The sequence below is a fragment of the Marinobacterium iners genome (assembly GCF_017310015.1).
Taxonomy (GTDB): Bacteria; Pseudomonadota; Gammaproteobacteria; order Pseudomonadales; family Balneatricaceae; genus Marinobacterium; species Marinobacterium iners.
Genome location: NZ_CP022297.1, coordinates 1,020,597 through 1,043,863, shown reverse-complemented (window position 1 = coordinate 1,043,863; position 23,267 = coordinate 1,020,597). Strand labels below are relative to the sequence as shown.

General features: G+C 54.9%; 25 protein-coding genes. 4 read left to right on the top strand and 21 right to left on the bottom strand.

The window, feature by feature from the left end; genetic code table 11:
- Position 1: 1 nt before the first annotated feature.
- The 3 genes from CFI10_RS05075 to CFI10_RS05065 all read right to left on the bottom strand — a co-directional run bounded on the left by CFI10_RS05075 (position 2) and on the right by CFI10_RS05065 (position 3,353).
- The gene (locus tag CFI10_RS05075) at positions 2 to 1,246 is read right to left on the bottom strand and encodes a styrene monooxygenase/indole monooxygenase family protein (protein ID WP_206840211.1); all 1,245 of its coding nucleotides are present in this window, start codon (positions 1,244 to 1,246) and stop codon (positions 2 to 4) included.
- A gap of 72 nt (positions 1,247 to 1,318) precedes the next feature.
- Entirely contained in the window at positions 1,319 to 2,107 is a 789-nt protein-coding gene (locus tag CFI10_RS05070) for an SDR family oxidoreductase (protein ID WP_206840209.1), read from the bottom strand.
- A 10-nt stretch (positions 2,108 to 2,117) separates the two neighbouring features.
- Positions 2,118 to 3,353 (bottom strand): dienelactone hydrolase family protein, encoded by a 1,236-nt coding sequence (locus tag CFI10_RS05065; protein ID WP_206840208.1) that lies wholly within the window; start codon positions 3,351 to 3,353, stop codon positions 2,118 to 2,120.
- Positions 3,354 to 3,566: 213 nt separating this feature from the next.
- Here CFI10_RS05065 and CFI10_RS05060 point away from each other — a divergent pair, with 213 nt between their 5' ends.
- Both CFI10_RS05060 and CFI10_RS05055 read left to right on the top strand, forming a co-directional pair.
- Positions 3,567 to 4,340 carry a cupin domain-containing protein gene (locus CFI10_RS05060; protein ID WP_206840206.1) on the top strand — a complete coding sequence of 258 codons (774 nt, stop codon included), beginning with the start codon at positions 3,567 to 3,569 and terminating at the stop codon, positions 4,338 to 4,340.
- Positions 4,316 to 4,576, top strand: coding sequence for a helix-turn-helix transcriptional regulator (locus tag CFI10_RS05055; protein ID WP_206840204.1), 261 nt, complete (start codon positions 4,316 to 4,318; stop codon positions 4,574 to 4,576). Before CFI10_RS05060 ends, CFI10_RS05055 begins: the two co-directional genes overlap by 25 nt.
- A gap of 34 nt (positions 4,577 to 4,610) precedes the next feature.
- Here CFI10_RS05055 and CFI10_RS05050 read toward each other — a convergent pair whose 3' ends face one another.
- The 7 genes from CFI10_RS05050 to antA form a co-directional block, all read right to left on the bottom strand.
- Positions 4,611 to 5,870, bottom strand: a complete 1,260-nt coding sequence (locus tag CFI10_RS05050; protein WP_206840202.1) for a TRAP transporter large permease — start codon at positions 5,868 to 5,870, stop codon at positions 4,611 to 4,613.
- Positions 5,867 to 6,391 (bottom strand): TRAP transporter small permease, encoded by a 525-nt coding sequence (locus CFI10_RS05045; RefSeq protein ID WP_242530120.1) that lies wholly within the window; start codon positions 6,389 to 6,391, stop codon positions 5,867 to 5,869. The genes CFI10_RS05050 and CFI10_RS05045 overlap by 4 nt, the downstream gene beginning before the upstream one ends.
- A gap of 84 nt (positions 6,392 to 6,475) precedes the next feature.
- Complete coding sequence (locus tag CFI10_RS05040) at positions 6,476 to 7,462, bottom strand: TRAP transporter substrate-binding protein (protein WP_242530119.1); 987 nt, start codon at positions 7,460 to 7,462, stop codon at positions 6,476 to 6,478.
- A gap of 59 nt (positions 7,463 to 7,521) precedes the next feature.
- On the bottom strand, positions 7,522 to 8,445 hold the full coding sequence (locus CFI10_RS05035) for a catechol 2,3-dioxygenase (RefSeq protein ID WP_206840191.1): 924 nt from the start codon (positions 8,443 to 8,445) through the stop codon (positions 7,522 to 7,524).
- A gap of 39 nt (positions 8,446 to 8,484) precedes the next feature.
- Entirely contained in the window at positions 8,485 to 9,504 is a 1,020-nt protein-coding gene (antC, locus tag CFI10_RS05030; RefSeq protein ID WP_206840188.1) for an anthranilate 1,2-dioxygenase electron transfer component AntC, read from the bottom strand.
- A 44-nt stretch (positions 9,505 to 9,548) separates the two neighbouring features.
- Positions 9,549 to 10,037, bottom strand: coding sequence for an anthranilate 1,2-dioxygenase small subunit (gene antB / locus CFI10_RS05025; protein ID WP_206840186.1), 489 nt, complete (start codon positions 10,035 to 10,037; stop codon positions 9,549 to 9,551).
- Positions 10,038 to 10,040: 3 nt separating this feature from the next.
- Positions 10,041 to 11,426: an anthranilate 1,2-dioxygenase large subunit gene (antA, locus tag CFI10_RS05020; protein WP_206840184.1), complete on the bottom strand. Its 1,386-nt coding sequence runs from the start codon at positions 11,424 to 11,426 to the stop codon at positions 10,041 to 10,043.
- Between the two features lie 267 nt (positions 11,427 to 11,693).
- Here antA and CFI10_RS05015 point away from each other — a divergent pair, with 267 nt between their 5' ends.
- Entirely contained in the window at positions 11,694 to 12,701 is a 1,008-nt protein-coding gene (locus tag CFI10_RS05015) for an AraC family transcriptional regulator (RefSeq protein WP_206840182.1), read from the top strand.
- A 25-nt stretch (positions 12,702 to 12,726) separates the two neighbouring features.
- Here CFI10_RS05015 and CFI10_RS05010 read toward each other — a convergent pair whose 3' ends face one another.
- The 11 genes from CFI10_RS05010 to CFI10_RS04960 form a co-directional block, all read right to left on the bottom strand.
- Positions 12,727 to 13,674 (bottom strand): ZIP family metal transporter, encoded by a 948-nt coding sequence (locus CFI10_RS05010; RefSeq protein WP_242530118.1) that lies wholly within the window; start codon positions 13,672 to 13,674, stop codon positions 12,727 to 12,729.
- A 186-nt stretch (positions 13,675 to 13,860) separates the two neighbouring features.
- Positions 13,861 to 14,133 carry a Txe/YoeB family addiction module toxin gene (locus CFI10_RS05005; protein ID WP_206840180.1) on the bottom strand — a complete coding sequence of 91 codons (273 nt, stop codon included), beginning with the start codon at positions 14,131 to 14,133 and terminating at the stop codon, positions 13,861 to 13,863.
- Positions 14,114 to 14,386, bottom strand: coding sequence for a type II toxin-antitoxin system Phd/YefM family antitoxin (locus CFI10_RS05000; RefSeq protein WP_206840178.1), 273 nt, complete (start codon positions 14,384 to 14,386; stop codon positions 14,114 to 14,116). Before CFI10_RS05000 ends, CFI10_RS05005 begins: the two co-directional genes overlap by 20 nt.
- 164 nt (positions 14,387 to 14,550) lie before the next feature.
- Positions 14,551 to 14,742: a 4-oxalocrotonate tautomerase gene (locus tag CFI10_RS04995; RefSeq protein ID WP_091825178.1), complete on the bottom strand. Its 192-nt coding sequence runs from the start codon at positions 14,740 to 14,742 to the stop codon at positions 14,551 to 14,553.
- A gap of 10 nt (positions 14,743 to 14,752) precedes the next feature.
- Entirely contained in the window at positions 14,753 to 15,559 is an 807-nt protein-coding gene (gene dmpH, locus CFI10_RS04990) for a 2-oxo-3-hexenedioate decarboxylase (RefSeq protein ID WP_091825175.1), read from the bottom strand.
- Positions 15,559 to 16,587 carry a 4-hydroxy-2-oxovalerate aldolase gene (gene dmpG, locus CFI10_RS04985; RefSeq protein ID WP_206840176.1) on the bottom strand — a complete coding sequence of 343 codons (1,029 nt, stop codon included), beginning with the start codon at positions 16,585 to 16,587 and terminating at the stop codon, positions 15,559 to 15,561. The genes dmpH and dmpG overlap by 1 nt, the downstream gene beginning before the upstream one ends.
- Before the next feature lie 14 nt (positions 16,588 to 16,601).
- Positions 16,602 to 17,513 (bottom strand): acetaldehyde dehydrogenase (acetylating), encoded by a 912-nt coding sequence (locus CFI10_RS04980; protein WP_206840168.1) that lies wholly within the window; start codon positions 17,511 to 17,513, stop codon positions 16,602 to 16,604.
- A gap of 30 nt (positions 17,514 to 17,543) precedes the next feature.
- Positions 17,544 to 18,329, bottom strand: a complete 786-nt coding sequence (gene dmpE / locus CFI10_RS04975) for a 2-oxopent-4-enoate hydratase (protein ID WP_206840166.1) — start codon at positions 18,327 to 18,329, stop codon at positions 17,544 to 17,546.
- Between the two features lie 11 nt (positions 18,330 to 18,340).
- Complete coding sequence (locus CFI10_RS04970) at positions 18,341 to 19,183, bottom strand: alpha/beta fold hydrolase (protein ID WP_206840164.1); 843 nt, start codon at positions 19,181 to 19,183, stop codon at positions 18,341 to 18,343.
- 35 nt (positions 19,184 to 19,218) lie between these two features.
- Complete coding sequence (locus tag CFI10_RS04965; RefSeq protein ID WP_206840154.1) at positions 19,219 to 20,679, bottom strand: 2-hydroxymuconic semialdehyde dehydrogenase; 1,461 nt, start codon at positions 20,677 to 20,679, stop codon at positions 19,219 to 19,221.
- 322 nt (positions 20,680 to 21,001) lie between these two features.
- Entirely contained in the window at positions 21,002 to 21,997 is a 996-nt protein-coding gene (locus CFI10_RS04960; protein WP_242530117.1) for a hypothetical protein, read from the bottom strand.
- Between the two features lie 76 nt (positions 21,998 to 22,073).
- On the opposite strand from CFI10_RS04960, the gene CFI10_RS04955 reads away from it, so the two are divergent.
- Positions 22,074 to 23,108 carry an IS630 family transposase gene (locus CFI10_RS04955; RefSeq protein ID WP_206837791.1) on the top strand — a complete coding sequence of 345 codons (1,035 nt, stop codon included), beginning with the start codon at positions 22,074 to 22,076 and terminating at the stop codon, positions 23,106 to 23,108.
- Positions 23,109 to 23,267 lie beyond the last annotated feature (159 nt).

The following is a 23,267-nucleotide window of genomic DNA, read 5'->3' as shown; positions in this document are numbered from 1 at the left end:
CTCAGGCGGCTCCCTGTTGCATATGGGTGTTGATCAGGCTCTCGCACGCGTCGGCATCCAGCCACCAGGGCATGTAGTCGGGAGGGTTGTCGAAACCGTTGGCAAGACGCGCTGCCAGCGATGGTGACTGTTGGGCAGCTCCCAACAATTCCAGAATGTGCGGCGGCGGGGGCAGAAGGAAAGCATTGGTCCACTCGACCACCTGGGATGCATACGCCCAGTAAGTTTCAAAGGTCTGCTGCATCCATTCCTCAGTGAACGGCTGGTCACCATGAGACAGTATCGCTTCGAGGTACACCCGGCTGCACTTTGCGCCATTATTGGAGCCTTGGCCGGTGATTGGATCGTTGACCACCAGCGCATCGGCAATACCCATCACCTTGCGACCTGACGGCAGAGTTGCCACTGGCTTGCGGACCGTTGGTGCGAAACGTCCGGCCAGCACACCACCCTCATCCGTCAGCTCAACGTTATGGCAGCGTTCGGCTTCCCAGGGCGCATAGGTACGGATGATTTCAAGGCTGCGCTGCAGGTGCTCCTGCGGCGTCGTGACATCGCCCCAGCAGTCCATGGGGCCGCCCGGAATTCCCTCAAAAACCATAATTTCACAAGGACCGCTCAACGTGAGAGCTGGAAAGACAAAGTATTCTCCCACTCCCGGTATCAGATTGAAGGCAACACGAGAGTAAGGTTCTTTGGGGGTCATGCCGTGAACGTAGGTCAGCGCCAGTGCGCGCTGCGGTTTATCAAAACGGGAGCGCTGTTCATCACGTTCAAACATGCGCACAATTTCGCCCTTGCCAGCAGCTACCAGCACCAACTCATAGGCGGCCGCCAACTCTTCCAGCTCTGCAATGCCCACGTCACAGATCTGCAACTTACCACCCAGCCGTTCAAATTCGTCCATCCATACCGGCATTTTCAGGCGCTGATCCACCGATTGAGCCTTATTGTCCAGTCGGGCAGACCAGTCGATCAATCTGTCGCCTGCCTTGTCAGGGTTGGGGACTGACACCCCTATTCCTTCCACCGGTGGGCAGTCATGCTCCCAGAAATTCAAGCCCAGATCTCGCTCGGTCTGCAGTGCCTGGTCGAACATGCACTGACTGGACATTACCTTACCACTGCGAATCTGCTCGCCGGTACGGTTGGAAAGAATGGTCACGTCATAGCCGGCCTTGAGCAGGCCGATGCCAGTTTGCAGGCCGGACTGGCCCGCACCTACGATTGCGATTTTGCGTGTCATGGAGAGACTCCGATCTTATTGTTATGCTGCGGGCCGAGTGAATCGACCCGTTATTGAGTTAAAGCTGGACGGTTACTCCGCCAATTTGGGAATGGCCGGTTCCTGCTGTTCCGGTCCCAGTGAGGAGTAACCGCCATCAACGGCGTAATCCGCACCGGTTACGAAACTTGCCCGTGGCGAGCAAAGGAAAAGCACCACCTCCGCCACCTCATCAGGACCACCCAAACGCCCCAACATGTGGAAAGGAGCTGCCACTCGGTCGGCCTTGGCTCGATCACCACCACTGACTTCTTCGATTACACGAGACCAGGTCCAGCCCGGCGAAACCGAGTTAACCCGAATGTCATCCGCGGCGAAATCCAGCGCCATGCTGCGGGTCAAATGTTTGAGCGCCGCTTTGCTGGCGGGGTAAATCCAGCGGCCGGTCTGAGCGGCCTGAGCCGAAATGCTGGTAAAGTTGACGATGCAGCCGCCTTTTGACTTGCTCAACCAGGGACGCACTGCCCGTGCGGCCATGACAGCACTGACCACATTGATATCCAGCGCCTTGAGCCAGTCCTCCCGGTTGGAGTCGGCACCCTCATCGAGGTAACTGCACGCCAGGTTGATCAGATAATGTAGCCCACCGAAATGCTCTGCTGTCTGCCGAACAGCGGCTTCAAGCTGACTGTCGTCCGTAATGTCGGTTTTGATAAACAAAGCCGCAGGGCCCAGCCGATCCGCCAGATTCGCCCCGGCCTGTGCGTCGATATCCAGAATCGCCACATTGGCCCCATCACGAACGAAAGCCTCAGCCAGGGCCGCACCGATCAGGGTAGCTCCCCCGGTAATCAGCGCCGTACGATTGTTGAACTCACTCATGGCCACGCCCTCATTCCTTTCCAGCGCTGCTGGGCCAGGTTGGCATCAACTCGTTGGATGGCAGAGTCTCGTCAAGCAGCTTCGCAGCCGTTTCACGGCCGGCGACCGGCAATCCCTTGGGGTCCAATACACCCAGCTGTACCAGTACCGTCGCCTGATCCCAGTAGATATGCTCGTGGTAAAGCTTGTCCCCACGGAACTTGACCACTGCAACAAAAGGAACTTCGACATACTTGCCGGTCGGTTCGATACCGGGCACCAGCCAGTCGATTTCACGATCATGGGTAAAACAAAACAGCAGCTCATCCACGATTTGGGTATCCCCTATCGTTCGGGAAATCGGAATCAGCTTGGTATCGTCCGGATTGGAATTGACGAAGTGATGTTTGTAGAAACGGTACAGGTCCTTGTAACCCACCCCTCCGGTCAGCGTCGGAATGTGGTTAACGTAGGGCTCTGCCACCATGGTTGCCATAGTATCGTCGACGTTGCGGGTATCGAATTCGTACTCACAGTGCTTGTCCCAGAGGTGAGACAGGTTGTAATGCGGACCGATGGCACGGCGCAGCACGGCCACTGAGCGCTCATGAGCAATCAGGGCCGAAGGTTTGTGATAATGCTCAGAGCCCGGACGCGCAAAGGCATGATCAACCCCAGGATAGAGATACAGCTCAACATTTTCGCGCGACTCCAGAGCCGCAAAAATATCGTTGCGTGCGGAGGCCGGACAGTACTCATCATTCTCGGCAAAATGCAGCAGCAGGCGTCCCTTAATGTTATCCGCTTCATCCAGGTGGTTCTCCATCCCCATGCCGTAGTAGCCGATGGCCGCATCCACGTCACAGCGGCAGGCCGTCAGATACGCCATGCGGGCACCCAGGCAAAAGCCCAGCACACCCACGCCACCTGTGCACTCTTCACGTGAACGCAGGACACTCAAAGCGGCATCAATGTCTTCAACACCCCTGTCCTGATCGAAGCCTTGAAAGAGCCCGAACGCCTTCTGCCATGAGTCAGGATCGTAACCAAGCTCTACATTCGCCTCTTGACGCCAGAACAGATCCGGCACCAGAACCACATATCCCTCCTCGGCATAGTAGTCCGCGATCTCGCGCATCGTAGCGTTAACGCCAAAAATCTCCTGCAACAGAATCAGGCCCGGCCCCGTCCCTGCCGATGGAACCGACAGATAACCGGTAAATGCACCTGAACCGTCTTTTGAGTCGATATCAATCTGAATTCCCATAAATGGCTCCTTTTATTATTTTTCATATTTCAGAGCCCATACTATTTAGAATTAGCCTTTTCAAACGATCCATTTCCGGCAGCAACTATCCATATAGTGCAGAAAAGTAAAATTGTTTATCCACCTCCTGCACATCACCTGTTTATAATGATCACACCCTGAGCAGCCGCAGCTCTAAATGCGGAAAGATAAATATAAGAAGGGAAGTAGCCCATGCCACCCAAAAAAACCATTCCGCCCATGTTGGCGAATGCTTTGCTGTATCAGCCTGAAACCCTGGTATTGAACTCCTGCGATATTGATGAGGTGAGAAACACGGTCGGCCAGTCATTCAAGCCACATAACTTGAAGCCCGTTCGACACACCTCTGCCCTCGAATCCAGACTGCACCAGTTTTCAGTAGGACATGTCTCATTCCATCGGCTTAAGTATGGTGGAGAGGTCGAGGTTGACCCGGAGTGCCTTGACGACTTCTTCCTGGTCCAGATGCCGCTGACAGGCAAGGCCGACATCAGCTGTGGCGACTGTTCGTTACTCTCGAGCTGCCAGCAGGGCGTGGTTTTAAACCCGACTAAACGCCTCAAGATGCACTACAACAGCGAATGCGATCAGTTGATGCTGCGCATAAGCCGCCTGGAGCTGGAGCAAGTCTGCAGCCGCTTGCTGGGGCACAACCTCAAGCATCCGATAGAATTCGATTGTCACCTTGACTGGTTGCACTCGCCTGCCTGGCTGCACATGTTGGAATACATCATTCAGTTGCAAAAAGATGCACCTGACTGTCTTCAGCAAACACTGGTATCCCGGCAACTGGAAGAGCTGGTCATCAGCACGCTGTTGAGTCAGCAACCCGGTAACTACCTGGAGGAGCTCACCCAGGATGCTCGGTCACTGGCCCCCGCCATGTCAAACGCGTGGAAGAATACATCGAGTCACATGCCAAAGACCCGCTTACCCCCGGTATGCTGGCCGAACTGGCGGGTGTAAGCGTACGCACACTGTATGCCGGATTTCGCGACTTTCGCCACATGAGCCCGATGGAGTTCCTGCGTAACGTTCGACTCCAGCGAGTACGAGAGTCTTTACAGAACCCTGATAACCATCAGACCGTTACCGACACGGCCATACACTGGGGGTTTTCACATATGGGCCGCTTCAGCAAGGAATATCAGCTGCTGTTTGGCGAAAAGCCCAGCCAAACCAAGCGCAAGGCGCAAGCCTGAAAGCCCGCGCCTTGCCTCGACCCTGCTTGATCAACTAGAGCAGCATCAGTGACAGCTGAGGGAAGGCACTGAGCAGTATCAGGGTAACCAGTGTTGCCAACAGGAACGGCAAAAGTGAGCGGAAGATTTTCATCGGCGGGATGCCGGTCATTGACGACCCAATGAACAACCCGGCCCCCACAGGTGGTGTCAAAAGCCCCATGACCAGCGTCAGGCACACCACAACACCGAACTGATAGGCACTGATATCGAACTGTTGCTGTGCAATTGGCAGCAGGATTGGTACCACCAGAATCAGGGCCGCGATACCATCGATCACCATTCCCACCAGAATCAGTACACCTACGACCATCAACATGAACACGAAGGGATCGGTTGTCTGCTGTGCAATCCACGCGGCTGCCGCCTGAGGAATCTGCTCATACACAATCACCCAGCCAAACACACCGGCGGCCGATATCAGCATGATCACCATGCCCGAGTTCAGCGCTGTACGTTTGAGAATATCCGGCAGGTGAGAAAACTTAAGGTCTTTGTAGACATACTTGCCGATCAACAACGCGGCCAGCGAGGCCAGCGCCGCCGACTCTGTCGGGGTCGCCAGACCTGTCAGAATACCGCCGATGATCACCAGCGGTATCAGGCCAGCCGGAATACCCATCAGTATGTAGCTTTTCATCTGCTGGCGATCGGGCCATTGTCCTGCCGGGTATTGCTGGACCAAGCCGATCACGGCGATGACGATAAAAAATAGCCCCGACATCAACAAGCCAGGCACGATACCTGCGATGAACATCTCGGCAATCGGGATCTGCGCCAATACGCCAAACAGCACAAACAGCATGGAGGGCGGAATGATGGGCGACAGCAAGCCACCAGCGGCGGTGATGGCTGCCGCATAGGAGCCGGAATAACCCTCCTTCTCCATTGCAGGCACCATGGCTCGCGACATGATCGCGATCTGTGACGCCGCAGACCCCATGATCGCAGCCATCATCATGTTGGCAACGAGGTTGATATAGGCAAGCCCGCCTCTGAAGCCTCCCACAAAGATGCGTGCCAGATTGATCAGGCGTGAAGTCAGCCCGCCCTCGTTCATTAATTCGCCGGCCAGCATGAACAACGGAATCGCCAACAGGCCGTAGCTTTCAATGGCGCCAAACAACTGCTGTGGATAGGAACTGAACAACACCGTATTACCGGACGTCGCGATATACCATAATGCCGTCAGTGCCAGAACCAGTGCGATCGGAACAGCGCAAAAAAGAAGTATAAGAAAGAAAACAAACGTCATGCCGAAGCCCTCTTGAAATAAACAGCTTTCTTCAGGCTTCCTGCCATATTACTCAATGCATGAACGGTTAGGGTGAACGAAAAAAATGGCAGTATCAGCCAGGGCCATATTTTAAGTGCCCCAAGAGTATTTGTTTTTTCCGAATATACAAAATTGAATGTATCACCCTGAAATGCCCGGATATCAAAATCAAATGCATACAGGGTTGCGGGATCAAGCCAGTGCCAGCACAAAACCATCAAACTCACGGCAAAAGCCAGGATCATCAAGTCGGAAAAGCACTGCATCCACGCCCGACTGCGTTCGCCCAACAGGTCAACCAGTATAGTGACTGCAATGACCTGACGTCTTTTGAGCACAACGGATGTAGCCAGAAAAGTGGTCCAAACCATGGCATAGATGGCCAGCTCATCAACCCAATAGATCGCCATCCCCAGGGAGCGGCTGACGATGTTCAGCAAAATAAGAAGGGTAACGGCTCCAGCCAATACCGCTGCAGCAACCATTTCAACTCTGGCCAATGCCTCGGAAAAGGCTCTCAACATAATGGAATCCTCACCCGCAACGGGGTTTACCGCTGCGGGCTTTTACAGAGTGGCTCAGGCTCAGTTGCTCTTGATGTCGGCAGCAGCCTGTCTCAGGTTGGGCAGCGACTTGGACTTGGCGGACCAGATTTTTTCCCAGTCATCGATGGCTGCAGCAAAAGTCTCTCTGCCCGCCTCTTCGATAGTAATATCAAGCGCACGCAGCTGCTGTTCCTGCTGACTTTCCTGCTGTTGGAAGTGATCAATCACACCATCAAGATGCTTCCGCATGCTGGCCTGAAGCAACTGGCGATCTTCCTTGCTCAGATCTTTCCATACACGACCGGACACCACCCCCACCATCGGGAACATCATGTGGTTTGAAATCAGCAGGTTGTCGGCACGCTCATAAAACTTGAAGATCAGAATGGAGTCGAAATCCATGTCAATCGCATCGATCTGCCCATTGGCCAGCGCATCGTACACGGCCGGCAGCGGCAGGGGCGTCGGTGCTGCACCGGTCGCCATGTAGAAATCACGCAGAGGCTCAAACGGTGTAATGCGCAGCTTCTTGCCCACCAGATCATCCGGCCCCTTGGCAGGGCTTCGACTCATGACCTGACGCATTCCCGCCATGCCGTAGCCAACACCGACCAGTCCCGCTTCAGCCGGCAACTGGTTCAACAGATCGTTGGCTGCATCGGATCTCAACAGAGCGGCGGCCTGATCAATATTGTCGACCAGGTAAGGTGCATAGAGCGCACCGAAGTCCGGTACCCGGTTGGAAATCTCGGCAATAGTAAGGAATGCCATATCCAGCGCACCGGTTTGCAGTTGCTGCACCATTTGGGCTTCGTTACCCAGCTGCTGCGCCGGAAAGATCGAAATATTGTGCTCGCCACCTGATTGTTCCTTTACCTCATCGGCAAAGGCAACGGCAGCCTGCGTCCATTTATGTGACGGAGGCGTAATCAAGCCAAGGCGGAAGTCGCGCGCCTGAGCCGGCAGAGCCATCGCCAGAGCCAGTGCACCGGTCATGACAGGAGTGAGTAAGCGTTTGATAGACATAGGTAAACTCCAATGTTTTATTATTCTGGTCAGGACTGCGCCGAAGCGAAGATCCCGCCTCAGGTCAAAGCAGTCAGAAAGCGTTCATTAAGCTGGCGATCGTGATAGAAAATCGCTTTGCCAAGCATATCGGCGTCCCAAGTGATCGGCTCATGATCCGGGTAGAAATAATCCCCGCCACAGAATACCTCATTCCGATTGCCGGATGGATCAAAGAAATAGATTGTTTGACCATGGGTGATGCCGTGACGGGTTGGACCGATGTCAATCGAGGTATCGGTCATCGAGATCAGATCCCCGGCCCGCAACACATCCTGCCAAGTCTCCAGCAGGAAAGAGGCATGGTGGAATTTATTGGGCTCGGGGTGATCGATGAAAGCAATATCGTGCGCCTTCATACTGCAGGTCAGAAACTGTGCCACACGCTTGCCATCAGGGGTCACCACCTGCTCACACAGATCAAAGCCCAGTACTTCTTTGAACAGCTCCAGCGTTTTGTCCAGCTCCGGGCCATACAGCAGGCAATGATCAAAGCGCTCGGCCTTCATGCCCTTGAGGTCTCGCGGCCAGGCTTCCGGGTTATGATTACCCACGCCGTAGCGACCGGTCTGCACCTTGTCGGCGAACAGCTCAAAGCTGTGACCGGTCGGGGCCACAAAGCGGATACGACGACCACAGCCTTCCAGCTCACCGGCCGGAATCTGGTCCACCTGACAGCCGAAGGCGATCAGTTCGCCGTGCAGCTGCTCCAGTGCCGCTTCACTCACTACCTTGAACCCCATAAAATCCATCCCCGGCTGATCGGCTTCACGCAACACCACCGAAAATCGATCCACCTCGGTCCAGCCCTTGAGATACACGCGGCCCCGGCTGTCCCGATCCACTTCAATCAGCCCCATCAAGTCGCGGTAGTGAACCAGAGCCTCATCCAGATCCAGCACCCTGATTTGGACATGGCCTGGACGCATTACACCTTTTTTCATTGTGCTTACCTCATCATTATTATTGTATTGGGCTACCTGTTAACTGGCCGAAAACTTCTCGAAGTAGATGCTGGCATTCGCCATCTGACGCTGATCCAGCCAGTTCTTGACCGCTTCGACCATCGGCGGCGGGCCACACAGGTAAGCGTCGACCTCGCCATCGTTAAAGTGATGTTCTTCAAACAGGTCCGTCACCACCCCCAGTGAGCCCTGCCAGTCCTCACTGGGTTGCATGACGATGGTCTGAAAATCGAACCCGGGTATACCCTGCCTGTAGCGCTCCAGCCGCTCCAGTTCACACAGGTCTTCGGGGCGCGTCACGCCATAGAACAGTGTTACCGACTGGTTGATTCCGCCAGGGGCTGATTCCATCTGATCCAGCATCCCCAGAAAGGCCGCCAGTCCGGTTCCACCTGCCACCATAATCAATGGCCGCTTGACCTGTTGCAGATAAAAAGCCCCCAGCGGTGCTTTCAGTCGGATCCGGTCACCCGGCCGGGCACGCTCACGCAGGTAATTGCTCATCACTCCGTCCGGCAGTAAACGGATCAGAAGTTGCAACTGATTATTTTCATTGGGCTGACAGGCAAAAGAGTAAGACCGCCACTCGTCAGTACCCGGCACCTCAACATGGGCATACTGTCCGGGCAGGAAGTCCAGCTGCCCCATGCGCCCACGGGCATCCAGGTGCAGCGTTGAGGTGGAGTCAGACAGTACTTCCACTTTTGCCACAACGGCTTCAACTACTTCAGGTCCGGCACTGCTGCACAGCGAAGAGTCAAAGTCGAAGCGTACCGCACAGTCACTTTCGACCCGCATCTGGCAGGCCAGAATGCCTCCTCTGGCCAGATCATCTTCACTGAGCGCATCCTCATCTACATATTCGAGGTCATATTGCCCCGACTGGCAGGTGCCCTTGCAGGAGGCGCAGACCCCTTCGCGACAATCAACCGGCAACGTTAGGCCATGACGCAGGGCGGCATCGATCAGCATTTCACCGGGGTTGATCGAAATAAAATGGGTCCGTCCATCACTGAAGTTCAGTGCTACCTTATGCATACTACTCACCACTTCTTTCGGGGATCATGAGCACCTTGCGGTGCTCAGACATGGTAGAAATCCAGCACATGGCGGATTTTGTCATTCAACACGATGGAGCGCTTGCTTGTGATCTTCCAGTCATTGCCCTCTTCACGCAGACGGTATTCCGCCCAGCCAAAGAAGCATTCGGCTTCGCCAAAGCGGTAGAAATGGGTGACCCAATTGACTCTGGCCTTCCACTGCCCATCTTCCTGCTGTTCCGCCTGAACATTGTTGATCAGGTGCACAGTGCGCGGCATCGGGGTACAGGCTGCACTTTTGCCGGTACGGATACGGAACACTCGGTCCTCTAGCCCGGCCCGATTCGGGTAATAGATCAGAGACATTTCACGCTTGGGGTCTGTGGTATACACATGCTCGCTATCCCATTGCGGCATATGAAACTCGGCACTCTCGTCAAACGCTGCCAGGTATTCATCCCACTGCTGACGATCACAATATTCGGATGTGCGGTACAGGAACTGCTCGATGCTCTGGATAACATTGCTCATTGCTTAACCCTCCTTCTTTGCCTTGGCTGCCAGACCTTCGAGCAGATAACGCTGCCACGCGGAATGCTGATTCACGTACAGGCCTTCCTGAGTAAACTCGGTACCGGTCAGCACCGGGCTGATGCCCAGTGCCTCGGTATTAACCGTGGGCTCTGCTGTCCAGTTTTCACAACCGCGCGAGATGTCATTCCAGCGCTCTGCACGCCCTTCAAAGCCGATCTGGGCTTCACGAAACTCGACCAGATCGTCCGGCGTTCCCATACCCGAGACATTAAAGAAGTCCTCGAACTGGCGGATACGGTTCTCACGGTCAGCATCCGATTCACCCTTCACGCCCAGGCAGAAACTGTGTACTTCCGTTTTGTTCCAGGCCACAGGGCGAATAACACGCAGCTGAGAGCTGATCTGATCCATGAAGAAGAGGCTGGGATAGATGTTCAGGTTGCGAAGGCGATGCATCATCCACTCGGCACGTGCCTGACCATACTCTTCAACCAGTCGCGGCATCACCGAGGCATAGCCCGGTCGCACGTCAGGGTTGGGCATATCACTGAACAGGATGGTGTGGCCATTCTTGAATGCAAACCAGCCATCATCGGTTTCCTTGTCACCGGCTCCCAGCTTGCTGTAATCCAGGGTTTTACGGGCTTCGTTGGATTTGGCGGCTTCCTGCTGCTGACGCTGCTGCACGGTAGCAACATAATTGAAGTGCACGGTACTGACATGGTAACCGTCCAAACCGTTTTCGTTCTGCAGCTTCCAGTTGCCGTCATAGGTGTAGGACGAAGCACCCGGCAGTACTTCAAGTTCGCCTGTGGGAGACTGGGCGGCCATCATGTCGAATCCGATCTTTGCATCACCCAAAAATTCTTCCAGCGACTGGGCCGACTCGGTATTCAGGTTGATAAAGACAAAGCCCTTGTAATTGCTGACCAGTGCCTTGCGCAGGCCGCGGGTAGACTTGTCAAAGTCCGCTGGGTACTCGTCAGGCGCCTTGACCTTGACCAGCTTGCCATCGGTCTTGTAGCACCAGGCATGGAATGGGCAGGTAAACGTGGACTGATTGCCCTTGCACACACGCGTAAGGGTTGCACCACGGTGCTGACAGGCGTTGAGCAGCGCATGAATTTCACCCTTGGCATCACGGGTGATGATCATCGGTTGACGGCCAGCCTTCATGGTGAAAAAGTCGTTGGGGTTGGCAACCTGGCTTTCGTGGCAGGCAAAAATCCAGGTGTTCTCAAAGATCAATTCCATCTCGAGATCGAACAGTTCTCGATCAGTGAAGATCTCACGAGCCACTCGGTAGGTCTTGTCATCAGGACGGTAGTCAAGCGCGGACTCAATCCTGTCGCGCCAGCTCTCAAGGGTCTGTTTGTTATTATTCATACTCAGGTCTCCTTTGGTGGCGAGCCAGTAACCACACCCGCCGTTTCTTTCGTCCTGTACATAAGACCAGAGCCGCGCACGGTGGAGCTATCCGCATTTTCGAGAAGATCTATCCTCTTTTCCCCTCCCTCGTCTGGTTGAATCCATTGCTGAAGCGCCAGCCGGCCAAACCTTGACCCCTTTGCACGCCGGGTGCTAGATTAAAAAGTGGTTCAAGCAATAACCCAACAGACCTGAATATTTATAGTAATTAAAACTGGTTGTTCGATGCTGAATAAAAACTACGATTTGGGAAGTACTGGTCCCACAAAGATTATTGCGGATATTCGTGATGCGGGTGATGCCATATCCTGGATGTCCAATATATGCGGCCCACATGAGCTGAAAGTCCACAATGCAAATAAAATGCATTTCAGGTATATTGGTAATGTATTAAACTCGACGACAACGGCTATTGGTCATATTGAATACGGCACAGACGTTACCGTTAAAGTTGAAGATCTCAACAACAGTTATAGCATCAGCCTTCCGGTCAGCGGATTCCAGGAATTGGATACGGGTGATAATACGGTTCAGTCCAATGTAACCAGTGGCGTCATCATCTCGCCGGCCAATGCCTGCGAGCTGCGAATCAGTGGCAACTGCCGTAAAACGCTGGTACGAATTTCCCGCCAGGCCATGGAGCTTGGCCTGGAATCCCTGATTGGACAAAGTATCAGCAAACCCTTGATCTTTGAATCAAAAATGGATGCGAACATCGGTGCATCCAGTGCCTGGTGGCGTACCATTCACTATATTGAGAGCGAGCTGTCCAACCCTGATAGCCTGTATAACAGCCCTGCCTTTATTCGTGACATCGAGCAGGCCCTGATCAAAGGCATTCTGACCTCACAACCACACAACTATTCAGATGAAATCAAGCGTGCGATTCACAGCAAACTTCCCTCTTACCTGATTAAAACCATTGACTACCTTAAGTTGAATGCTCGCAACGAAATACATATTGATGATATTGAGTGGATATCAGGGGTTTCACGAAACAAGTTATATTCTGATTTCAAACGCTATATCGGTGTTCCACCCACTGCCTATTTAAAACGCATCCGAATGGAAGGTGTTCGTACCGATATTATTAGATGCACAGGTGAAGAGAGCATTTCCACTCTGGCATTCAGTTGGGGCTTCAATCATTTGGGACGCTTTTCAACTGAATACAGAAAAATGTTCGGTGAAACGCCATCCGAAACTCAGGCCAAGGCCAGGTTCAACCTCTGAACAGAGGCAACCCGGCCCGGTCCGCCTATCCCAATACGGTATCCAACACCAGCATGGCAGCGAAACCGCCCATCAGGCCAAGCGTGGCCGGTGTCTGATGGCCGTTGCGGTGAGTTTCGGGAATGACCTCATGTGATACCACAAAAATCATGGCCCCTGCAGCAAGCCCCAGCCCAACCGGATAGGCCAGAGGCAAACCTCCCGCTATACCGATACCCAGGAACGCTCCCAGCAGCTCCATTAAGCCTGTACCCGAGGCGACAATGGCAGCCATCACGGGACTCAACATGGCCGCTCTGAGCGCCAAGGCAACCGCCAACCCTTCGGGAACATTCTGGAACAGAATAGCCATTGTCAGTGGCATACCCACACTCAAGTCGTTGTCGGCAAAACTGACCCCGATCGCCATCCCTTCGGGCAGGTTATGCAGTGCAATGGCCAGAAAGAACAGCCAGACTCGGCCTATTCGCTCGCACCCCGGACCACAGGGCCCCTCGTTCTCGTGTTCATGCGGCGTGAACTTGTCCAGCCCCAGCATAAGCAACACACCCAACCCCATACCGGTAATCACGACTGCAGCCGCAATATACTCCACACTGACCAGGCGCTCAGCAGCCTCAATACCCGGCAGAATCAGCGAAAATGCACTGGCCGCCAGCATCATACCCGCGGCGAACCCCAGCATGGTATCCTGCGTTCTGGCCTTTATATCCCGCAGCAGCAACGCAAGGCTTGCCCCCACAGCAGTCGAGACAAAGCCCCCCAGTCCACCCAGCATGGCATTACCAAAACGCTCTCCGCCGCCATTTTGAATTTCAACAAGGCTGTTCTGTAACAGCAGCAAGAGTACAGCCACCACCGCAACCGCCATCCCGATGGCTGCCGTGCGGTGCTGGCGTATCTCTCGCCACAATACATCCTTGAACGAATAGTCGGGCGCCTGAACCTGATCCATGACAACAGCTCCAATCATGTGGATATGTCACTTTATCTTAGCGCCACGCAACACACAGCGTCTAATCACCACTGACTATGCAGTTGATCGCTGAAAGCAATAGTTGAACGAAACCGCTTCGCAGTAGCTCCCTACTGACCGCCCCCGCAGGGTGATCGTCACCAGGTGCTATCCCGTTGCTCCGGCACACAATTTACAGCGACGTTAGGGCTGATCATAGTGACCACCAATAGCGAAGATATAAATGGACTTTTCGTCAAACCGATATATCAAACGATCTTTTTGTGATATCCGTTTGGACCAGAGGCCAGAGAGGTTGTACTTAAGTGGTTCAGGCTTCCCCAATCCTGAAGCAGGATCGTTTGAACGCAGCATTTCCTTGAGTAATTTACACAAAGCCTTGTGCAATTGTTTGTCCTTCTCGCGCATAGTTTCATACGCTTCCCAGGTGTTGCCTTCAAATACCAGTGATCTCATTCATTTGCTCTTCAGTCGGTATATAGCCTTTGTCGCGGTTGTGGGTTTCCAGAGAGTGGGCAATCTGTTGCATGAGGCTCTGGTTTTGGAGAACATGAAGTGTTTCTTGTTCTCTCTCCCAGTCATCGGCGCTCATTACAACGAAAGCCTCTCCGGCTCGTCGAGTTACCTTGAGTGGCTCATGTCTGTTAACCACTTGTTCTACAAAGCCTTTCAGGTTGTCTCTAAATTTGTTTACACTGATCGTGTCCATAACAGCACCTTCATGTACGGAGTTTCCGTACCAGTATATGTCAAGCGTCCTAACAAGGCCAAGGCAGCAGAACGTGTAGTTCCCCAATAAAAAAGAACCCCGCCAGTGGCGGGGTAAAAGCTACAGTCAACGAGAGTTAAAACGATGTTGCATTGGCTGGGGCGCTAACGCCCCAGCTTCTTGGCCGACTGGCCACCGATACCGAAATGCTGTTTCGGCATCTCGGTAATGATGACCCGGACATTGGCCTCGGGGGAGTCGAGTGAGCGAGCAATCGCGCTGGTCACTTCCGCGATCAGCTGCTCTTTCTGCTCATCCGAGCGCCCTTCCATGATATGGATTTGTGCTACCGGCATGGTGGCCTCCTCAGACGAACTTGCCGCTCAGAGTACCCAGACCCTGATAGCGTACGGTGAAGGCGTCACCCTTGTTCACCTGCACCGCTGCGGTGATCGCACCGATCATGATGAAGCTGCCCGCGGGCAGACTTTCGCCACGGTCGGCCATCATGTTGGCGAGCATGGCAACGGAAGCCGCCGGATGACCCAGTACGGCAGCGCCGGCACCGGTCTGAACCACTTCACCGTTGATCTCCATGACCACACCGATGTTCTTCAGGTCCACATCGGCGATGTCGGCCATGCGGCCGCCGGTGACGAAGCGGCTGGAAGAGGAGTTGTCGGCAATCACGCTCTTGAGGTCGAACTTGAAATCCTTGTAGCGCGAGTCGATCACTTCAACGGCCGGCATGACGAAATCGGTTGCGCGCAGCACATCACCGATGTGGACGCCCGGGCCTTTCAGTTCGTGTTTCAGTACAAACGCCAATTCAGCCTCGATCTTCGGATGGATCAGCTCATCGTGCTTAATCTCGCCACCCTCAGGTACGCTAAAGTAGTCGGCCAGGAAGCCGTAGCAGGGCTGCTCGACACCCATCTGCGCCATCTTGGCCCAAGAGGTCAGGCCCATCTTCATGCCAACGATCTTGTGGCCACGCTCTTCCTTGCGGCGACGAATTTCCCACTGGATGTCGAAGGCATCCTTGTAGGTCATTTCAGGATAATCGTCCGTGATCTTGGTGATCTCATAGGCTTCCAGCTCGGCGTTTTCACAGTGAATCGCCAGCTCTTCAATCTGTGCCGGTGTCAGTTTGTTCTCGTATACTTCAGCCATTAGATCAACCCCTTCTCTTTCGCCATGGTCAGTGCCAGGTCTTCAATCATGTCTTCCTGTCCGCCTACGGTGCCGCGACGGCCCAACTCGACCAGTATGTCGCGCGCCGAGATGCCGTATTTTTTCTCCGCACGTTCCGCGAACAGCAGGAACGAGGAGTACACACCGGCATAGCCCAGCGTCAGGGCGTTGCGATCGACACGGATCGGCTGATCCATGATCGGTACGATCAGGTCTTCCGCCACATCCATAATCTTGTACAGGTCAACGCCGGTCTCGACGCCCATGCGATCCAGCACGGCGCAGAACACTTCCAGCGGGGTGTTACCAGCACCGGCACCCAGACCCGCTACGGAGCCGTCGATGCGTGAGGCACCGGCTTCGATCGCGGCCAGGGAGTTGGCGATCGCCATGCCCATGTTGTGGTGACCGTGGAAGCCGACTTCGACCTCTTTCGGCAGTTCTGCACGCAGCAGGCCGATGCGGGCGGTGACGTCATCCGGCAGCATGTAGCCGGCGGAGTCGGTGGCGTAGATGCAGTTGGCGCCGTAGCTGACCATCAGTTTGGCCTGTTCCAGGATCTTCTCCGGGCTGACCATGTGCGCCATCATCAGGAAGCCAACGGTGTCCATTTCCATTTTGGCGGCCATGCCGATGTGCTGTTCGGATACATCCGCTTCGGTGCAGTGGGTGGCCACACGGATGGTGGAGACGCCGCAGTCCCGGGCCATTTTCAGGTGGTCAACGGTACCGATCCCCGGCAGCAGCAGCGCGGAGATTTTGGCGTTTTTCATCTTGGGCACGACGGCGCTGAGGTATTCTTCGTCGCTGTGGGCCGGGAAGCCGTAGTTCAGTGAGCGACCGCCGAGGCCGTCACCGTGGGTGACTTCGATCAGTGGCATGCCCGCCTCGTCCATCGCCGAGGCGATGCTGACCATTTCGTCCAGGCTGATCTGGTGGCGCTTGGCATGCATGCCATCGCGCAGGCTCATGTCGTGCAGGGTTACTTTTTTGCCGTTCAGGTTCATGTTCTGTTCTCCCCTTAGCCGCGTGCCGGCAGTGTGATGGTGCCGTTGGCCGCTTCTTCAGCAAACATCTCGGCGGTGCGCAGACCAGCAGCCGTCATGATGTCCAGGTTGCCGGCGTACTTGGGCAGGAAGTCGCCCAGCCCTTCCACCTGCATGAAGCAGGAGACCTTGTTGCCATCAAACACGGGGCCGTTGACCAGGGTGTAACCCGGTACGTATTTCTGTACCTCTTTCACCATGGCGTGGACGGACTCGGTGATGGCGGCCTGATCCGGCTCGCTCTCGGTGAGGCAGTGGATGGTGTCACGCATCATCAGCGGTGGCTCGGCAGGGTTGATGATGATGATCGCCTTGCCCTCTTTGGCACCGCCGACCTTTTCAACGGCACCGGCCGTGGTGCGGGTGAACTCGTCGATGTTCTGACGGGTGCCCGGGCCTACGGAACGGGAGGAGACGGTGGCGATGATCTCGCCGTATTCAACCGGTTGCACGCGGCTGACCGCCGCGACCATCGGGATGGTGGCCTGGCCACCGCAGGTGACCATGTTGACGTTCATCTCCAGGTTCTTGGCATGGTCGGTCAGATTGACCGGCGGGATGCAGAACGGGCCGATGGCGGCGGGGGTTAGGTCAACCATGATCACGCCCAGTTCGTTCAGCTTGCGGCTGTTCTCGGCATGGACATAGGCGGAGGTGGCGTCGAAAGCGACACGGATATCGTCTTCAATGATGTGCGGCAGGATACCGTCCACGCCGGTGGCGCAGGTCTTGATGCCCATTTCGGCGGCACGCTTGAGGCCTTCGGACTCGGGGTCGATACCCACCATCCAGACCGGCTCGATCCACTCGGAACGCTGCATTTTCATCAGCAGGTCGGTGCCGATGTTACCCGGGCCAATGATGACCGCTTTGAGTTTTTTGCTCATGTTTCGTACTCCTGTAATCAACGGGACCGATCAGATGAAACGGACAGACGCACTGCCGATGCCACCGATGCTGACACTCATGAAATCACCGGCCTTGACCGGCTCCAGCGGAACCAGGGAACCGGACAGAATCACTTCACCGGCCTTCAACGGAATGCCGAACTGACCCAGAGTGTTGGCCAGCCAGGTAACACAGTTCACCGGGCTGCCCAATGCTGCGGCACCGGCACCGGTGCTGATGATGGAACCGTTTTTCTCAACCACCATGCCACAGGTCGCCAGATCGACCTTGCGCGGATCAACAGCACGGTCACCCAGTACAAACAGACCACAGGAAGCGTTGTCCGCCACGGTGTCCTGAATTTTGATCTCCCAGTTCTCGACACGGGAGTCCACCACTTCAAAGCAGGGAATAACGCAGTCGGTCGCTGCCAGTACATCAGCGTTGGTGATGCCAGGGCCCATCAGGTCCTTTTTCAGGATGAAAGCGATCTCACCTTCAGCCTTGGGTTGCATCAGACGCTCGGAGATAGGCATCTCTTCGCCCTGGCTGAACGCCATAGAGTCGGTCAGGTAACCGAAGTCCGGCTGGCCAACCTTGAGCATGTTCTGCACCGCCTTGGAGGTCAGACCGATCTTCTTGCCGATCACTCGCTCACCGGCTTCGATACGGCGTTCCAGCATGCGCAGGGAAATGTGGTAGGCGTCATCAATGGTGATATCGCTGAAGCGTTCAGTCAGCGGGCGTACCGGCTTGCGGTCGACCATTGCCTGGTAAAGCTCGTCGCCGCAGGCTTGAATCTGTTGCTTATCCATAGAACTCTCTTTTATTGGCTGTGCTGAAGGCGATCTGCTTCAGTAAGGAAGTCAGATACCAATTTTGTGAAACGTTCGCTGTGTTCAATCTGGGTCCAGTGACCACAATGGCCAAACACGTGCAGCTGGGCATTGTCGATCCACTGCGCCAGCGTAAGACTGGTCTGCAACGGAATGACCTCATCTTCACGGCCGTGAATGATCAGGGTCTCGTGAGGCAAGGCCCGAATATCCGCCTCGGGACTGGCCATGGCATCCACCCAGCGTTGACGCGGTGCGGGGAACATGGCCGCGAAAGATTCCTGAAAACCGGGGCGGATACTGGCTTCATAGCGCAGGCGCGCCAGTTCGTCGTTTACCAGCGAGCGGTCGTAGGCGAAGACATCCAGCAGGCGGCGCATGGTCTCGAAGGAAGGTTCATAGCCCCAAACAGCGTCCAGCCCCGGTGTAATCTCAAACGGAACACCGACACTGCCCATGAGCACCAAACGGCGAACCCGCTGCGGGTGTCGAATCGCCAGTGCCAACGCCAGGGCGCCGCCGAAGGAGTTACCTACCAGATCCGTTTGCTCGATTTCCAGTGTATCCAGCAGATCGATGGCATGTGTCACCCAACGCTCCATGTTGTACACCTGGTCAGCCGGACGCTCGGTATAACCAAAACCAAGCATATCCAGCGCCACAACACGGCGCTGCTTTGCCAATTCCGGCATCACCAGACGCCAGTTGGCCCAAGCCGTCACCCCCGGCCCGGAGCCATGGATCAACAACACGGGAAATCCTTCGCCCAGATCGTGCACGTTGGTCTGAACACCCTTTACGTCCAACATCTGACCTATTTCGGGATTGCTCATCGCATGGCTCCTGTTGCTCTGGACCGATATCAGCCTTACAGCTTGATGCAGATGTTTTTGGTTTCGGTGTAGAACTCGAGTCCATGCACGCCTCCCTCACGGCCGATACCGGACTGCTTGGCACCACCGAAAGAGGTACGCAGGTCACGCAGGAACCAGGAGTTCACCCAGGCCAGACCCACTTCCATCTGCTCGGCTACACGTACGGCACGGGCAGAATTTTCAGTCCAGATGGCGCATGCCAGTCCGTACTCGGTGTCGTTGGCCAGCTCGATCGCTTCCTCTTCGGTATCAAAGGGACGGATATGGCAGCAAGGGCCAAAGATCTCTTCACGCACCACTCGGGCATCATCAGACAGGCCGGTCCAGATGGTCGGCTCGATCCATGCTCCACCGTTCAGCTCTTCACCCATGTCCGGGATGCCACCGCCAATTTCGACCGTTGCACCCTCTTCACGAGCCAAATCGTAGTAATACTTGACCTTGTCACGGTGCTCCAGACTGACCAGCGGGCCGAAGTTGGCAGCAGGATCTTCCGGACGGCCCAGCTTCAGCTTGGCCACCTCTTCCTTCATGCGCGACAGGAACTTGTCGAAAATGGGGCGCTCAACGTAGACACGTTCGGTACCCAGACACACCTGACCGCAGTTGACGAAAGCCGAGCGCATGGTGCCCTCAACCGCCTTCTCAATATCGCAGTCTGCAAACACCAGGCCGGGGTTCTTGCCGCCACATTCCATGGAAATGTTGCGCAGGCCAACGGAAGCAGCACGCATGATCGCCTCGCCGGTACGGGTTTCACCGGTGAAGGTGATCGCATTAACCAACGGATGCGTGGTCAGGAATTCACCGGCCGAGTTGGGGCCGAAACCGTGCACCACGTTGAATACACCCGGCGGTACGCCGCACTCATTCATCACTTCACCCAGAAGGGTGGTAGTGGCCGGTGTTTCTTCAGACGGCTTGACCACAACGGTGTTACCACAGGCCAGTGCCGGACCAACCTTGAAGGTCATCAACAGCAGCGGCAGGTTCCACGGAGAGATAACCGCGATGACGCCCTTGGGTGTACGATGACCCACGTTCAGTGCGCCCTGCCCATCCGGTGTATCCATGCGGAACGCTTCAGTCGGATGGTTGGCAAGGGTTTCGGAGAAGGCCTTGAAGTTGGCCGCACCACGCGGAATGTCGATGTGGCTGGCGATGGAACGCGGCTTACCGGTATCGAGACACTCGGCTGCGAGAAACTCTTCAAAGCGCTCGTTGATACGATCCGCAACCTTGTTAAGCAGCGTGGTACGCTGAGCCTGAGTCAGCTTGCCCCAGGGGCCTTTCAGCGCAGCCTTGGCGGCACGCACTGCCGTATCGACTTCCGCCTCACCGGCTTCGTGGACCATACCGATCAGGCTGTTATCCACCGGGCAACGGTTCTCGAAGGTCTTGCCGCTGGCTGAGGCGACATACTCACCGTTGATAAAGTGTTTGAACTCTTTCATGGCTCACCTTATTTGTTACGACCGGGTTGGTCAGGTCGCGGACTTTTATGGTCGGATTACACAGTCACTGCCTGTACTGAAGGCGGTGCATTAGAGTGAAATCCAGTATAGCGTTGCAAAAACGGGATAGAAGGCGCAAAAACGGGGGTTGGTGATTCCAGTTTCGGGAATTAGGATCATACATGGAATATCGACAGGGAACTTTGTTTTTACCGCTTTGGCCGGATGAACCACCAACCGGTACCATCATGCTGACCGCGCCTCAAAAAAATAACCCGGGGAAGGGGACCCGGGTTACTCTTCATGCTGTTCTAATCAATAATCAGAACTTGTACATCGCCATCAGCTCAAGCTGCTGCCCCGCAGGACGTGTACCGTGTGTGGCCAGGTTCTGGTCTCGCCACTCGATACCAAAATCAAGCCCTGGCAAGTAGTTGTACACCAGATTGACGTGACCAATCTTCAATGTATCTTCGGCCCCGGCTGACGTTTCATCGGCCTCAATTTGGGCATAGCGAACTGCGCCTGTCAGTTTGTCATTGAACTTGTGCGAGACACCCGCAACGATGCCTGTGGTTTTAATCAACTCACCGGCAGCATTCGCATCAACGGCTGGCCTGAGAGTCGGGTGCCAGGCACCACCGTAACCGAATCCGGAATAGACCCCCTGCCCTTCACCGTGATAGCCGTTCAAGTGCAGTGTGGTCGCGCCCAGTGAGTACTTGCCCGCATAGATCAAAGCGGCACCAAACTCCGAATCGTCACTGCTGTTGGTGGTGTTGCTTCTGGCAACATCTCGTCCAGCCAGAGCAATGCTCGCGGCATGACCACCTTCGAATTTTTTCGCATAGTTGATAACGAAGTCAGGGTAATCCGCATCATCATTAATGGGGTCCTGCAACGTGAAGCGGACATCGCCCATCTGGTAATGCATGACCATATCCGGTCGAACAACACCACCATTTCCACCAGTGTTACCCTTACCAGCATTGAAGAAGTCAAGGTGCGGAACATCATAGGGAACCGAAGCCAAGAACTGACCGCTCCAGGTTTGTCCCAGTGTCAGGTTATCGACCTTGAGAAACGCGTGGCGCAAACGCCAGTCGTAGGTCGACCCCGTGGCATCGCCACCATAGAAGTCCCCTTCCACAAAGCCCATCAAAGAGTGGCCTTCAATATTGCGCTTGGCAGTAAAGTTGAGGCGTGACTGGCGGGCAGTGCCATCAAACTCGCTGTCACCGTTGTCAGCATCGGTAAAACGGGCTTCCGCCTTTACATATCCGCCAATGCTGAACGAAGTGCCATTGAACTCACCCAACTCGAGTGCATGAATCTGGGTTGTGAGACTTGCTGTTATTAACCCGGCGGTAGTTTATATCTGATATAATACCTGCATGAATACAGACGCACGCAAGCTCAGCCCAGAGCAACAGGAACTTCTCAGGCAGAAGGCGATTCGACTCCGCGAGAAGGGTAAAACCTTCCGGCAGATCGGGCTGCTTCTCGACGTTCATCCCGACTCTGTTGGCCGCTGGTATAAGCGCTATCAAGCGGGTGGTGCCGAGGCTATCGCTGTTCAAAAGCGCGGCCCCAAAAACAAGCCTCGACGGTTGACCGAACAGCAGGAACAACGTGTCATCGAGGCGATTCGTGACCAGATGCCCGACCAGCACAAGCTTGGCTTTGCGCTTTGGACACGGCGCGCGATTACTCAGTTGATCAAGCAGTTCTGGGGCATTGATATCCCGGTGCGCACGATGGGCGATTACCTCAAGCGCTGGGGCTTCACGCCTCAGAAGCCATTGAAGAAAGCGTGGGAGCAGAACCCGTCCCGCGTTGACGCTTGGCTGAAGGAGGAATACCCGCAGATTCAGGCCCGTGCCAAAGCAGAGAATGCCCAGATTTTCTGGGGTGACGAGACGGGTATCAAAAACAATACCCAACACGGTCGGAGCTATGCACCAAAGGGACAAACACCGGTGCAGCCTCTGCCGGCCAAGCGTGTATCGCTCAACATGATCTCGGCGATCACCAACCAGGGCACTGTACGATTCATGCTCTATGAGTCGACCATGACCGCCAAGGTCCTGAAGAAATTTCTGCGCGCGCTGATCGAATCGACGCCCGGCAAGGTCTTTCTGATCCTGGATAACTTGCGGGTACACCATGCCAAGGTCGTCAAACGCTGGTTGGAGCGCAAGACAGTCAAACGCTATCTGGAAGTATTCTTCCTGCCAGCCTACTCCCCGGAGTTGAATCCGGATGAATACCTCAACTGTGACCTGAAAGGCATGGTGCATAGTGGGCCTGCTACTCGCTCTGTCGACGATCTGAAGAAGCGCACGCGATCATGCATGCTGACGCTTCAACGCCGTCCTGAACGAGTGAAAAAATACTTTGATGCAGAGCATATCGCCTATGCTGCATAGTCGACATAAATTTCCGCCGGGTTAATATAATTGCCAGCGTCAATTTATTTCTGATTAACATTTAACCTTCCTATTTATTATCTTTTTAATATTGGGGCGGTTAATGAAAACAGAACGATATAGGCTAAAACTATCCATTTTTTACATCAACACTATCCA

Excerpts from the sequence above, each read along its gene's own strand:
- CFI10_RS05070 (WP_206840209.1), bottom strand. The coding sequence starts at position 2,107 with ATGAGTGAGTTCAACAATCGTACGGCGCTGATTACCGGGGGAGCTACC.
- CFI10_RS05050 (WP_206840202.1), bottom strand. The coding sequence starts at position 5,870 with ATGACGTTTGTTTTCTTTCTTATACTTCTTTTTTGCGCTGTTCCGATC.
- CFI10_RS04965 (WP_206840154.1), bottom strand. The coding sequence starts at position 20,679 with ATGAAAGAGTTCAAACACTTTATCAACGGTGAGTATGTCGCCTCAGCC.
- CFI10_RS04995 (WP_091825178.1), bottom strand. The coding sequence starts at position 14,742 with ATGCCGGTAGCACAAATCCATATCATGGAAGGGCGCTCGGATGAGCAG.
- CFI10_RS05010 (WP_242530118.1), bottom strand. The coding sequence starts at position 13,674 with ATGATTGGAGCTGTTGTCATGGATCAGGTTCAGGCGCCCGACTATTCG.
- antC (WP_206840188.1), bottom strand. The coding sequence starts at position 9,504 with ATGCATAAGGTAGCACTGAACTTCAGTGATGGACGGACCCATTTTATT.
- antA (WP_206840184.1), bottom strand. The coding sequence starts at position 11,426 with ATGAATAATAACAAACAGACCCTTGAGAGCTGGCGCGACAGGATTGAG.
- CFI10_RS05035 (WP_206840191.1), bottom strand. The coding sequence starts at position 8,445 with ATGAAAAAAGGTGTAATGCGTCCAGGCCATGTCCAAATCAGGGTGCTG.
- CFI10_RS05000 (WP_206840178.1), bottom strand. The coding sequence starts at position 14,386 with ATGGACACGATCAGTGTAAACAAATTTAGAGACAACCTGAAAGGCTTT.
- CFI10_RS05040 (WP_242530119.1), bottom strand. The coding sequence starts at position 7,462 with ATGTCTATCAAACGCTTACTCACTCCTGTCATGACCGGTGCACTGGCT.
- CFI10_RS05055 (WP_206840204.1), top strand. The coding sequence starts at position 4,316 with ATGCTGGCCGAACTGGCGGGTGTAAGCGTACGCACACTGTATGCCGGA.
- dmpE (WP_206840166.1), bottom strand. The coding sequence starts at position 18,329 with ATGGATAAGCAACAGATTCAAGCCTGCGGCGACGAGCTTTACCAGGCA.
- dmpH (WP_091825175.1), bottom strand. The coding sequence starts at position 15,559 with ATGGCTGAAGTATACGAGAACAAACTGACACCGGCACAGATTGAAGAG.
- CFI10_RS05075 (WP_206840211.1), bottom strand. The coding sequence starts at position 1,246 with ATGACACGCAAAATCGCAATCGTAGGTGCGGGCCAGTCCGGCCTGCAA.
- antB (WP_206840186.1), bottom strand. The coding sequence starts at position 10,037 with ATGAGCAATGTTATCCAGAGCATCGAGCAGTTCCTGTACCGCACATCC.
- CFI10_RS04970 (WP_206840164.1), bottom strand. The coding sequence starts at position 19,183 with ATGAGCAATCCCGAAATAGGTCAGATGTTGGACGTAAAGGGTGTTCAG.
- CFI10_RS04955 (WP_206837791.1), top strand. The coding sequence starts at position 22,074 with ATGAATACAGACGCACGCAAGCTCAGCCCAGAGCAACAGGAACTTCTC.
- CFI10_RS05060 (WP_206840206.1), top strand. The coding sequence starts at position 3,567 with ATGCCACCCAAAAAAACCATTCCGCCCATGTTGGCGAATGCTTTGCTG.
- dmpG (WP_206840176.1), bottom strand. The coding sequence starts at position 16,587 with ATGAACCTGAACGGCAAAAAAGTAACCCTGCACGACATGAGCCTGCGC.
- CFI10_RS04980 (WP_206840168.1), bottom strand. The coding sequence starts at position 17,513 with ATGAGCAAAAAACTCAAAGCGGTCATCATTGGCCCGGGTAACATCGGC.
- CFI10_RS05015 (WP_206840182.1), top strand. The coding sequence starts at position 11,694 with ATGCTGAATAAAAACTACGATTTGGGAAGTACTGGTCCCACAAAGATT.
- CFI10_RS05065 (WP_206840208.1), bottom strand. The coding sequence starts at position 3,353 with ATGGGAATTCAGATTGATATCGACTCAAAAGACGGTTCAGGTGCATTT.
- CFI10_RS05005 (WP_206840180.1), bottom strand. The coding sequence starts at position 14,133 with ATGAGATCACTGGTATTTGAAGGCAACACCTGGGAAGCGTATGAAACT.